Origin of the sequence: Streptomyces sp. NPDC091682 (assembly GCF_044756625.1) — a bacterium.
Classification (GTDB): Bacteria; Actinomycetota; Actinomycetes; order Streptomycetales; family Streptomycetaceae; genus Streptomyces.
Genome location: NZ_JBIVTH010000011.1, coordinates 206,825 through 219,563 on the forward strand (window position 1 = coordinate 206,825; position 12,739 = coordinate 219,563).

Here is a 12,739-nt window from a genome sequence, read left to right on the forward strand (position 1 = left end):
ATTAGGCAGCGCAACAGACGGCGTCGGGATGGGAGTTCGTGATGACGAATAGTTCGGGTGTCCGGCCGGGGCTCGCGCTCGCCGCGGTAGCGCTCGTGCAGTTCATGGTGTCGCTGGACCTGTCGGTGGTGAACGTCGGACTCCCCCAGATCGCTGCCGGCCTCGGCTTCAGTGCGGTGGGCCTGACCTGGGTGATCCATGCCTACGCCCTCACCTTCGGCGGGTTGCTGCTGCTGGGCGGCAAGGCCGCCGACCGGTACGGCCGCAAGCGGATCCTGCTGCTCGGGCTCGGACTGTTCGGGCTCTCCTCCCTCCTCGGCGGCCTCGCCCAGGAGCCCGGCCACCTCGTCGCCGCCCGAGCGGCACAGGGCGTGGGGGCCGCCGCGCTCGCTCCGGCCGCACTGGCACTGCTGACCGCGACGTTCCCCACGGGCAGGGCCCGTATCAAGGCCTTCGGGGTGTGGAGTGCGGCGAACGCGGCCGGCGGCGCCCTCGGCGTCATGATCGGCGGCGTGCTCGTCGAGTACGCCACCTGGCGATGGGTCATGTTCGTGAACGTGCCGATGGCGGTGTGCGCGCTGGCCCTGGCCTGGCGCGGCGTCGCCGGGGGGCCGCCGACCGCTCGTGGTGGCCGCCCGGACGTGCTCGGTGCCGCCCTGGTCACGGCGGGCATGACCCTGCTCGTGTTCGGCGTCGTCCGCACCGATCGGTACGCCTGGACCTCGCCGGTCACCCTGACGACCCTGGCGGTGGCCGCCGCACTGCTGGCCGCGTTCATCCGTGTCGAGCTGACCACCACCCGTGAACCGCTGATCCGACTCGGGCTGTTCGCCAACCGCTCGGTCGCGGGCGCGAACGCCTACACGCTCCTGATCGGCGCGGCCATGACATCCGGCTTCTACTTCGTGTCCCTCTACCTCCAACAAGTCCTCGGAACCGGGCCGGCGCGGACCGGGATGATGTTCCTTCCGTTCGCCCTCTCACTGGTCGCCGGCTCCGTGCTCGCGGTCAAGCTCGGCTACCGCCTCGCACCCCGCACGCTCCTGGTCACCGGCGGTCTCCTGGCAGCCGCCGGGCTCGCCCGGTTCGGCCTGATCAGCCCCGACGGCGGCTTCACCACCGACGTCCTCGGGCCCTCGCTCCTCGCCGGCGCCGGCTTCGGGCTCTGCCTCGGTCCGGTCGTCTCCCTCGCCACCGCCGGCGTCGCGCCCCACGAGAGCGGCGCCGCCGCTGGCCTGCTCAACAGCTCGCGCCAGATCGGCGCCTCGCTCGGCCTCGCCGCCCTCGGCGCCGCGGCGCATCACCGCACCGGCGGGACGGCCACGCCCGGGACGCTCAACGACGGATACGCCCTCGGGCTGACCCTCGGCGCCGCGCTCGTGATCGCCGCGGTCCTCGTGGCCCTCGCCGTCCTGCGCAGAACCGGTCCACCGTCACGGGCCCGGCGGACCGGGGTGGACGGCGCGGCGGGAGCGGACGTGGCAGGACTGCTGCGCCCCTTCTACACGAGCTTCGCCGCCGTGGTGGCCCTGCAGGTCGTCGGAGCATTGGCGGGTCTGATGCCGCTGCTGGCGGTCGCCGAACTGGGGCGCACCCTGCTGGCGCCCGGCCCGATCGATCACGGTCATGTCCGGATCGTCGTGATCGCGGGTGCGGTCGGCCTGTTCCTCCGACTGCTGTTCACGGCCGCCTCCTCGGGAATCGGGCACGTCGTCGACGGCCGGGTGCAACTGGCGTTCCGTCGGCAACTGGCCGCGCAGCTGGGGCGCGTACCGATCGGATGGTTCTCCCGGCGCCGGACCGGCGAGTTGGCGAAGGTGGTGGGGGAGGACGTCAGCGCCGTGCACCCTTTCATCGCGCACACCCCCGGCGAACTCGTCGCCGCCTTCGTGGTGCCGCTGGCGTCGCTGGTCTACTTGTTCACCGTCGACTGGCGGCTCACCCTCATCACGCTGATCCCGGTCGCGCTGGCAGTGGTGCTGGTCCCCCTGATGATGACGCCGACCCGGCTGCGCGAACAGGAGGACTTCGACGCGGCCATGGGACGGATTTCGTGTTCCGTCGTCGAGTTCGTCCAGGGCATCTCGGTGGTCAAGGCGTTCGGCGGATCCGGGCGCGCCCACCGCAGGTTCCGCACGGCGGTGGACGATTTCGTCGGCAGCTTCCTGCGGATGGTGCGCTCTCTCGCCGGGATCGCCGCCGGGATGCAAGTGGCCCTGTCGCCGCCGTTCGTGCTGTTGGCCGTCCTGATCGGCGGTACGGCCCTGATCACCACCAGTGGCATGGCTCCGGCCGACCTGCTGCCCTTCCTGCTGCTCGGACTGGGCCTGACCGCTCCCGTGGCGGCCCTCAGCCACGGGTTCGACGACGTGCAGGCCGCCCGGCGCGCGGTCGGCCGGATCCGGGAGGTGCTCACGGTGCGGTCGCTGCCGGAGCCCGCGCACCCGGTCGCACCGCAGGGTCACCGGCTGGAACTGCGTGGCGTCCGATTCGGCTACGAAGCCGATCACGAGGTCCTGCGCGGGGTCGACCTGGTGCTCGAACCGGGGACGACCACCGCACTGGTCGGGCCGTCGGGCAGCGGGAAGTCGACGCTGGTCCAGCTGTTGCCGCGGTTCTTCGACCCGACCCACGGTTCGATCACCCTGGGCGGTGTCGACCTGCGTCAGCTCGACAGCGGGGAGCTCTACCGGAAGGTCTCCTTCGTCTTCCAGGACGTCCGGCTGCTGCGCTCGTCGGTCGCGGACAACATCGCACTGGCGGTACCGCACGCCGACCTCGACGACGTGGTGCGCGCCGCCCGGCTGGCGAACGTGCACGATCGGATCCTGGAACTGTCCCGCGGATACGCATCGGTGATCGGCGAAGACGCAGGGCTGTCGGGTGGTGAGGCACAGCGGATCGCGCTCGCGCGCGCCCTGCTCGCCGACACGCCGGTTCTCGTGCTCGACGAGGCGACCGCCTTCGCGGACCCGCAGACCGAACGGGCGGTGCGCCGGGCCCTCGCAGCGCGGGATGGCGACCGGACGATCCTGGTCGTCGCCCATCGCCCGGAGACGATCGCCGACGCCGACGCCGTCGTGATGCTGGACGACGGGGCAGTCGTCGAACGCGGTGCGCCGGCCGAACTGCTGTCACTTGACGGCAGGTTCGCCGCGTTCTGGCAAGCCCGACGGTCGGCGATCGCCGACCGGACCGAAGCCCACAGTGGCGTACCGCAAGGAGGCGATCCCCGATGATCCGCACGCTGCTGCGCGTGCTGGGGCAGGAGTACGCCCGGCCGGTGCGTCGCACCGTGGCCCTGATGACGGTGACCGCCGTGGTCGAGGGTGTGTCCTACGCACTGCTGGTTCCCGTGCTGCGGGCGCTGTTCGGGGGCACGCCCGAAGACGCCTGGCCCTGGCTGATCGCGTTCGGGGCCGCGGTCGCGGTCTACGCGGGCTTGCGCTACGTCAGCGACCGGTCCGGCTTCCTTGCCGGGAGCACGCTGTTGCGCGGCACGTACCACCGTCTCGGCGACCATCTGGCCCGGCTGCCGATCGGCTGGTACGACGCGGGCCGCATCGGGGAGGTGTCCGTCCTGGCCGGCCGCGGCGTCCTGCAGGCGATGAGCGTGATCGCGCATCTACTGGCACCGTTCATCTCCGCCTGTGTGACCCCGCTGGTCATTCTGGTGGTGATGCTGGCCTTCAACTGGCAGCTGGGACTCGCGGCGTTGGCCGCCGTACCGATCGTAGCGGCGATCCAGGTCCGGACCGGACGCTCGATGGCCGCCACGGACGCCGAGCGCCACGCGCGCGACCACGAAGCCACCGGGCGGGTCGTCGAGTACCTCCAGGCCCAGCCGGTGTTGCGCGCGGGCGGCCGGACCGCGGAACGCTTCCGGTTGCTCGACGACTCGTTGCGGGAGGTCCAACGCGCCTCCCGACGAACGGTGCTGGCGGCGCTGCCCGGCGTGGTCGGTCTGGCACTCGCGGTGCAGACGGTTTTCACCGTCGTGCTGGCGCTGGGCGCCCACCTCGCGCTCGGTGGGAGCACCGGTGCGGCGGAGGTCTTGGCGATCCTGGTCCTGGCCGCCCGCTGCGCTGACCCGCTGCTGTCACTGTCGGACATCGGCGGTCGGCTCCGCGGCGCACGGTACGAACTGGCGCGGCTCGAGGAGGTATTGCACACCGAGCCGCTACCGGAACCGGCCGAACCGCTCCAGCCGGAGCGCCACGACCTGGAGTTCGAATCCGTCACCTTCCGGCACGGCGACCGCACCGTGATCGCCGACACCTCGTTGTCCGTGCCGGAGGGACAGCGGCTCGCCGTCGTCGGACCGTCGGGCGCGGGCAAGAGCACGTTGCTGCACCTGCTTGCGCGGTTCTACGACGTGGACGCCGGCGCAGTGCGCGTGGGAGGTGTGGACGTGCGCGCGATCGACACGGAGGTGCTGATGGCGCAGTTCGCCATCGTCTTCCAGGACGTCCACCTCTTCGACGGCACGATCGAGGAGAACGTACGCCTCGGCCGCCCGGACGCCGACGAAGCCGAGGTGCGGGCGGCAGCCGGCGCGGCACGGCTGGACGAGGTGATCGAGCGGCTGCCCGGCGGCTGGGCGACGCATGTCGGCGAGGGCGGCACAAGGCTGTCGGGCGGCGAACGCCAGCGCGTCTCGATCGCGCGGGCGCTGCTGAAGGACGCGCCCGTCGTGCTGCTGGACGAGGTGACCTCGGCGCTCGACCCGGTGAACGAGGCAGCCGTCCACGAGGGCATCGAACGCCTCATGGCCGGCCGAACGGTGGTGATGGTCGCGCACCGGATGCGGACCGTCCGACGCGCCGACCGCGTCATCTTCGTGGCCGGCGGCCGGATCGTGGAGGAGGGCAGCCATGACGCGCTGCTGCGCCGTGGCGGCCGCTACGCCGCCTTCTGGAAAGCCTCCCTCGCACCGGCGGCGAGCGAATGACCCGTCATGAGGTCCGGCCCGTCGGCCTGTAGCGACATCTCCCGGCCCCGAGCTGCGCCTGCGCTTGCCCCCCGCCGAAGGGCTGAACCTCTCGCCGAACTCCCCTGGTACTCCTTCACCGGCGGGGGTGATCCCGGACCGTGCCCGGACGGACCGTGCCCGGACCCTCCTGGCGCCAGGAGCTCAACGCCTGCGGGTGGCGCGGCGCCCCGCTCACGGGGTGAGGGCCCGTTCGGGTTCGGGAGGTGGCAGTATGCCCGTTCATGGCAACGAGGGATGACAGCGATGAGGCGTACGTCGTTGGGTTGTGCGAGCGGATCCTCGGGGAGAACGCCCTGACGCAGCACAGGTTCGACTGGCTGCTCGGAGATCCCGGATCGGGCGGCCGACGCGTCCAACTACCAGTCGACGCCTACTGGCCGGGGCATCGGCTGGTGGTCGAGTACCGCGAACTGCAGCACGACCGGCCGATGCCCCACTTCGACAAACCGGACCGCCTCACCGTCAGCGGTGTCCACCGCGGCGAACAGCGCGCCCTGTACGACGCCCGGCGCGAGGAGCAGATCCCCGCGCACGGGCTGCGCCTGGTCCTCGTCCGCCCCGCCGACCTGGATGCGGACGGCCGCGGACGACTGCGCCGCAACGAAGCGGCCGACCTGGCGGCGCTGAAGGAGATCCTGGCCCGTGCCAGTGACGAGGACCGGGTCACCGGTACCTTCCGCGCCTGGCTACTGGCCGAGGGCTGGACACCCGTCGATCCCACCGACCGGTGGACCGACTTGGAAGCCGTACGCGGCCGGGATCGGCTGATCTGCGAAGCGAAGGGCCGCACCAGCGAGAAGGGCACCGACGCCGACACCGCCTACGGCCAACTGCTGCGCCGCATGACGAGCCCGGACCCGCACACGCGCTACGCCCTCGTCGTGCCGTCCTCCTCCCTCAAAGCCGCCGCACGCGTCCCGACCCACGTCCGACAGCTCCTGCGCATCGACGTGTACGAGGTGACGGACGACGACCGGGTGCTCCGGCTGACCGACTGATCGATGCCGGGCATCGCGTCGACTTCGGATTCACTGCTTGCGGCGGGGAGTTGCCGTCCGCGCCGCGGAAGTCGAGATCCGCCGGGGTACTTGCGATCGCACCCCGCCCGCCCTGCCCCGATGCGAGAATGCGGCTCTTGGCCGGAGAGTGCGTCGGCTCACAGCGGGGCACGAGCACCGACGGAGGGATTGCCATGGCGTTGCCCATGTGTCCACTGTGCAGCGACGACGAAGACGTCGTAGTGATCGGCACGTTCGGCGGCGGACGTCGACTCGTGAAGCACCGGTGCGGTTATGAATGGGAGCACAGGGAGCCCACCGTCCCGCGCAGGGACCCGCCCCGCTCCTTCCACGACCTCAAGGCCCGTTTTCCGAACGCAGAGGACGTCGATCGCGAGCAGTTGGAGCGCGCGGCCCTGCTGAAGGAGCAGTACCTCGCCGTCAAACCGGACCTCGACCCCGACGTGGCGGCCTACTGGTCGAAGTACCAGCAGGTCTTCTCCCCCGACGGGCTGTGGACCTGCGACCCCAGGACCCTCAAGGACTTCGCCAACTCCGAGGTAGGAGCCCACCCCGGCAACCAGGCCACCTTCAACTCCGCGTGGAACGACATGGGCGACACCGCGGCCGGGGACGCGACCCGCCAGACGATCGAGTACCTCCTACGCGGACCTTCCGACGTACCGCTCGAAGACCGGCTCGAGCACCTGCTGTCCGGCTCGAAGCCGTTCGCCATGACCGGCTTCAAGGAAGCCCTCCTCACGAGGGTCCTCTGCGTGACGAACCCCGACCGCTTCCTGACGATCCTGAAGTACACGACCCGGGCCGGCGGCAAGCGCGAGATCGCGCGGATGGTCTACGGCCTGGAACTGCCGTCCCCCGAATCGGTGAACCGGACCCGCGGCCGGCTCATCCTGTGGAGCAACGACCTGCTGCTCGACCTGGCCGGCGAGGGCTTCGCGAACCGACAGCACGCCGCCGCGTTCCTGTGGTGGGCGAAAGACCAGCCCGGAGGGCGACGGGCAGCCTGACCCGGGCCCCGCAGGTTCGCGGTTCCCGGTTCGCGGCCCGGCGGATCCGGCCTGCCGGAGGCCAGGTCCGCCGAGCGTCCGACGGATTGGCCGACCACTCGGCCGGGAGCCGGCACTCGGCCGGTTCCGGGTCGGCATACCCACACCCGTACCGACCGGACCAAATCCCACTGGAGCCTATCGCGCACGGCCCGATAGCAGACTTGGTGCCTCTTCAAACAATTCAAGGCGTACTTACCACTCATGATCGACCCGCCCTGCGCCGAGATGTGAGCAGTCTTCTTTCGTGTCAGCCTGGAAGTGACACGTTGCACCTTCACGGGGGTCTCTAAGCCGAGCAGATAAGCACTAGTTGCGACGCTGGAGGATCACGATGATGGACAGCAGGGATCAGAAAGAGCTTCAAACCACGCGGGCCTGGGCCGGCGTCCTAGTAGTTCTTATCGGCGATCTCGGTATAGCCCTATCCGCAATTCTGATTGCATTGCATCTCAAGATGGGCACCGAGTCGGTCGCCATCCTCACCAGCGCATTTACCGCAATAGCTTCGATAACCACTGCGTATTTTGGCATTCGGGCCGCCGCCAACACCGCGCAGAGCGCCGTGGCCGTAGCCTCCCGCGACGGCCAGGGCAGCAACAAGACACCAGGCAATCCGCCACTCACGAAGTGAATACATAGCCTTGCACCTGCGAGCCGCCAGAAAGGTAAGACCGGGGCACGACGCGGGTTCCAGGCGGACACACGTCTGCACGCCCTGGGGGCGAGGTTGAATGGCAGCCTCGTCGGCGTCACATACTTTCTCGTCCATCCCAACACGACGGGCCCAGACGTCTGCTTCCTGCAAGACGTTCACCGCACCAGAACTGCCCGGCCAAGGCGTTGCTCGTGCGCTGATCGTTGCGGTGTCTGAGTGGCCCCAGGCGCGCGCCTGCTGTCGTGCGTACGGGAAAACCCGGGAATCCAACAGTACGGCCCGGCATCCACACGACCAGCCAGCCGAGAATCCTCAACGTCGAGCACCTCCACGGGCCGGTAGCTGTCACGCCCGCAGGTACGAGTGCACCGCCTTCACCCCGTACAGGCCGATGGTCCGAGTCAGCCGCAGGGCGAGCGCGGTGAAGTACTTCTGGAACGCGTCGCATTTCCTGTACTAGGAGGTAGTGGTACCTCCCCCACGGCCCGTCGCCGACATGCTGCGAGGCGCAGGGTAACGCCACGCCCCTTGAGCACGTGGCCTTTCGCCTGCTCCCGCGTTTCGAACCGCCAGACCAGGCCGGCTTGCGTACCGTCTGCCCTCAGTACGCCCCACCTGCCGCGGGAGCGGGCGACAGTGGCTCCGCAGGAGTGGAAGTCGTCCGCCCAGTCAAAAGGGCCGGCAATCGCGGCAGCGCCGTCCCGGCCCGGGAAGGACAGACTGTGGCCGCTGCTGCGGACGGGTCCGCCCACGCCTCACGGCGCGATCCACCGGTGGCACGACTCCAGGATCCACGCGCGCACGTGTCGATCAGGCACCGGCCGTGAACGGGCCGAGGACCCCGCACCGATGCGGTGTGCTCCGCAGCGGCGGCGACGGACTGGCGCCGTTCCGCACGGCCGACGGGGAACCGTCCACCTCGACACCAACGGCGGGGAAGTCTGCCAGGCGCAGGTCGCGGCCGAGGACGGGGGGCATCAGCTCTGCTCCATAGCCGATTGCGTGAGCTCGCCGTCACTGGCTGGACCACGGCGCAACTGGCCGATTGCACCGTCCCTCCTCAGCTCCCGCGAAGTGCGACACGTCATCGGGATGTTGGCCGAATCCCGGCCGTTCGCAATGGATCGCCAGGATAATGAGCGAACCGACAGTTGAGCTCTGGGAGACCTTCAGTGGCAGTGGCAGGACAGAAGCGGCTGTTGCACGACGCGGTGGTGGTCGTCCCTGGCATCATGGGCAGTGAGCTGGTCGACACGGTGACCGGCAAGGTGCTCTGGGGTGCGCCCCACCTCTTCCGGTACACGGCTCGGATGCAGCTCGACCGGTTCAGGTCGTTGGCCCTGACCGACGACGAACGGGCTGGGCGTATCGGGCGGATCAGGCCGGGGGGACTACTCTCCGCCCATGAGTGGTTCCCCAACCTTGGCGGGATCGAGCCGTACAGCAAGATCGTCCGTGACCTCCGAGCCCATGCTGTCCATCCCCATGCGGTGGCGACCTTCGCCTACGACTGGCGACTTTCGGTTCGTCACAATGGCCTCAAACTCGCCGAGTTCGCCAACCGTCACCTCACGGCATGGCGTGCTCATCCCAAGCACGACCAGCACATGATGAGTTCAGGAGAAGAGCGGCCCGGTCAACTCCTCTTCGTCGCACACTCGATGGGCGGGCTGCTGGTCCGCGAGGTGTTCGCGACGCCGGGGGCGGCAGACGAGGTGGCCGGTGTACTCACTGCGGGCACTCCCTTCGCGGGCTCCGTGAAGGCGGCCGTCGTCCTCAGCACCGGCCGGAACGGCGCTCCGTGGCTTCCCCGCGAGGAACTGCGCGGGATCGGGCGGACCATGCCGGGGCTGTACGACCTCTTGCCCGGCTACCGGTGCCTGTGGGAGGGCGGCGATACCAGGCGTCTGACGGCCGCAGACATAGTGGCGATCGGCGGCGACCCGGACTTGGCGGCCGACACGCTGTCCTGGCAGCAGCAACTGGCAGGCGTTCAGCTTCGTGAACACAGTCTGGTGGTCGGCGTCCGACAGCCCACGCCCGCCAGCATGCACATCGATTCCGGAGAAGCGGTCGCTTCCGAGGAACTGCCGAGACGGAAGGAAGGAATGCCCTTGCAGCATCCGGACGGCAGCCCAATGCACCAGGTCCTGGGCGGCGACGGCACCGTTTGCACCGCCGCCGCACAGCACGGCGGGGCCCGCGAGATCCCCGTTGCACGCAAGCACGGAACGCTGATGTCCGGCAATCTGGTGCGCACCATGGCCGTGTCCGCGCTCAGTCGCATCCGCGGGATGGAGGAGCTCGGCGACATCCTCGGCGACGGCAAGTTCGGCCTCGATGCGCCCGAGGCCATCGGGGTCGGCGAGGAGTTCGCCATCCGGCTCGCAGGCACTTCGAACCCCGCCGCCGTGAACTGCACGGTGGAAGAGGTGACGGGATCGCGCGCCACTGTCCCCGCCGAGCTCCGCCGCGACCGCGAGAACGCGGACACCCTCTCCGCCACATGCATCCTGACCCAGCCCGGCCTCTACCGTATCGAAGTCTCTGGAGGCACCGAACCCGTCTCGCACTTCGTCATGGCCGCGGTGGCGGACGCCTGACCGATGCCCGGTACACAACCTGGCGTCGACAGCGGCGACGCGTACACCGCCGCAGTCGGCACGACGCTCAGCAGCGGCTACGGTGAGGATCACGTGGCGGAGATGCCGATCTTCGCCATCCGCGGGCGCGTCCGCGAGGAGACTGCTGCGCATCACTGCCTCGTTTGGTGGTGGGTTGCTGCTGACCGGGGTGGCCGGCGGCAGGCCCGGCCCGGGGGGACGGGCCGCGCCCGCCGCCCGGCTCAGCCCTCGCTCTTCGCGGCGGCGCGCGCCACGCGGCCGCGGACGGCGTACCAGCCGGCGACCAGCGCCGCGGCGATCAGTGGCACGCACAGCACGGTGGTGCGCGCCGCTCCTCCGTCGGCGTACATGAGGACCAGGACGGAGGCGAGGAAGGCCAGTGTCACGAGTTCGGTCCACGGGGACCCGGGCAGGCGGTAGGAGGGACGGGTCAGTTCGCCGTCACGGGTCTTCCGCCAGAAGAGGAGGTGGCAGAGCATGATCATGCCCCAGGTGGCGAGGATGCCGATGGCGGCCAGGTTGAGCACGATCTCGAACGCGTCCGCCGGAACGACGAAGTTGAGCCCGACGCCGAGGACGCACATGCCGCTGGTGAGCAGGATGCCGCCGTAGGGCACCTGGGTGCGGCTCAGCCGGGCGGTGAACCGCGGGGCGGAACCGTTGACGGCCATCGAGCGCAGGATGCGGCCGGTGGAGTAGAGGCCGGAGTTGAGCGAGGACATGGCCGCGGTGAGAACGACCAGATTCATCACGTCGCCGGCCGCCGGGATGCCGATGTGGGAGAGCACGGTCACGAACGGGCTCTGGCCGGCGCTGTAGCTGTTCCACGGCATCAGCATCGACAGCAGGACGACCGAGCCGACGTAGAAGAGGCCGACGCGCCACATGATCGAGTTGATCGCCTTCGGCATGATCTCCTCGGGATTCTCGGTCTCACCGGCCGCGACTCCGACCAGCTCGACGGAGGCGTAGGCGAAGACGACGCCCTGGATGATCAGCAACATGGGCAGCAGGCCGTTGGGGAAGATCCCGCCGTTGTCGGTGATCAGGGACGGACCGGGCACGGCGTCGTCGATGGGGTGCCGGGTCACGAGGAAGAAGATCCCGATGGCCATGAAGACGACCAGCGCGCCGACCTTGACGATGGCGAACCAGAACTCCAGTTCGCCGAAAATCCGCACCGAGATGAGGTTCACGGTGAGGACCACGGCCAGGGCTATGAGCGCGATCACCCACTGCGGGACGTCGGAGAACAGGCGCCAGTAATGGGTGTAGGTGGCGACGGCGGTGATGTCGGCGATGCCGGTGGTCGCCCAGTTGAGGAAGTACATCCAGCCCGCGGTGTACGCGCCCTTCTCCCCGAGGAACTCCCGGGCGTACGAGACGAAGGCGCCGGAGGACGGCCGGTACATGACGAGCTCGCCGAGCGCGCGTACGACGAGGAACGCGAAGATCCCGCAGACGGCGTAGGCGACGAACAGTGAGGGGCCGGCGTCGGCGAGGCGTCCGCCCGCGCCGAGGAAGAGCCCGGTGCCGATCGCACCCCCGATGGCGATCATGTTGACGTGCCGGGGTGTCAAGGACTTGCTGTAGCCGGTGTCCCCGGCGTCCACGTGACGGGTCGTGGGGCGCTTCTCGTCTTTGAGGAACTGCTCGCTCACGCCTCGGGTCTGCCTTCCGTGGAGGTGGCCGCGCGCTGGGGGCGCACGATTTCTGTGAGGGTCGTCTCGACCCTCAGGAGGTGGTGGGACATGGCCTCCACCGCGTCGTGCTCGGAACCGTCGGCCAGCGCCTCGAGGATCGCCCGGTGCTCGCAGTTGGACTGCTCGCGCCGGCCGCCCAGTTCGTTGAGGAAGGTCGACTGACGCGCCAGTGCGTCGCGGATCTCCTCGATGACGCGGCGGAAGACGGGGTTGCGGGATGCCTCGGCCACCGCCAGGTGGAAGACGGTGTCCATCGCCACCCACGCGGTGGTGTCGGTCTCCTGCTCCATCCGGTCGAGCAGATGGCCCAGATGGTCCAGGTCCTCCGGGGTGCGGCGCAGCGCGGCGTACCCGGCGACCGGGATCTCGACGTGCCGGCGCACCTCCAGCAGGTCGCTGGCGACGTAGTCGCCGAAGGTGGGGTCCTCGACCGTGTTCGCCAGGACGAACGTGCCCTTTCCGCTCTTGGAGGCGGTCAGGCCGATGGCTTGGAGGGCTCGGAGCGCCTCCCGCAGCACGGGCCGGCTGACCTCCAGGGTCCGGCACAACTCGGCTTCGGAGGGGAGCTTGTCGCCCACGACGTACTCACCGCGCTCGATGGCGCTGCGCAGGTGGCCGAAGACCGCTTCCATCGCGCTGACGCGCCGCGGGGCCTGACCACCTGTCTGGCTGTCTGACAGGTTCACGGTGTGA

Annotated in this window: 8 protein-coding genes; 6 read left to right on the plus strand and 2 right to left on the minus strand. The window is 69.6% G+C overall.

Annotated features, from left to right (window positions below; genetic code table 11):
- Nucleotides 1–41 precede the first annotated feature (41 nt).
- From ACIQK6_RS25470 to ACIQK6_RS25495, 6 genes are all read left to right on the plus strand, one after another.
- Entirely contained in the window at nucleotides 42–3,239 is a 3,198-nt protein-coding gene (locus tag ACIQK6_RS25470) for an MFS transporter (RefSeq protein ID WP_402695522.1), read from the plus strand.
- Entirely contained in the window at nucleotides 3,236–4,951 is a 1,716-nt protein-coding gene (locus ACIQK6_RS25475) for an ABC transporter ATP-binding protein (protein ID WP_402695523.1), read from the plus strand. Before ACIQK6_RS25470 ends, ACIQK6_RS25475 begins: the two co-directional genes overlap by 4 nt.
- 263 nt (nucleotides 4,952–5,214) lie before the next feature.
- Nucleotides 5,215–5,991: a hypothetical protein gene (locus ACIQK6_RS25480; RefSeq protein WP_402695524.1), complete on the plus strand. Its 777-nt coding sequence runs from the start codon at nucleotides 5,215–5,217 to the stop codon at nucleotides 5,989–5,991.
- Between the two features lie 194 nt (nucleotides 5,992–6,185).
- The gene (locus tag ACIQK6_RS25485; RefSeq protein ID WP_329097276.1) at nucleotides 6,186–7,022 is read left to right on the plus strand and encodes a hypothetical protein; all 837 of its coding nucleotides are present in this window, start codon (nucleotides 6,186–6,188) and stop codon (nucleotides 7,020–7,022) included.
- 373 nt (nucleotides 7,023–7,395) lie between these two features.
- Entirely contained in the window at nucleotides 7,396–7,695 is a 300-nt protein-coding gene (locus tag ACIQK6_RS25490; RefSeq protein WP_329097277.1) for a hypothetical protein, read from the plus strand.
- Between the two features lie 1,223 nt (nucleotides 7,696–8,918).
- A complete protein-coding gene (locus ACIQK6_RS25495; RefSeq protein ID WP_329097278.1) occupies nucleotides 8,919–10,322 on the plus strand; it encodes a lipase/acyltransferase domain-containing protein in 1,404 nt (467 codons plus the stop codon).
- Nucleotides 10,323–10,564: 242 nt separating this feature from the next.
- Here ACIQK6_RS25495 and ACIQK6_RS25500 read toward each other — a convergent pair whose 3' ends face one another.
- Nucleotides 10,565–12,004 carry an amino acid permease gene (locus tag ACIQK6_RS25500; RefSeq protein ID WP_402695525.1) on the minus strand — a complete coding sequence of 480 codons (1,440 nt, stop codon included), beginning with the start codon at nucleotides 12,002–12,004 and terminating at the stop codon, nucleotides 10,565–10,567.
- Complete coding sequence (locus ACIQK6_RS25505; RefSeq protein WP_078613352.1) at nucleotides 12,001–12,732, minus strand: FadR/GntR family transcriptional regulator; 732 nt, start codon at nucleotides 12,730–12,732, stop codon at nucleotides 12,001–12,003. The genes ACIQK6_RS25500 and ACIQK6_RS25505 overlap by 4 nt, the downstream gene beginning before the upstream one ends.
- Nucleotides 12,733–12,739 lie beyond the last annotated feature (7 nt).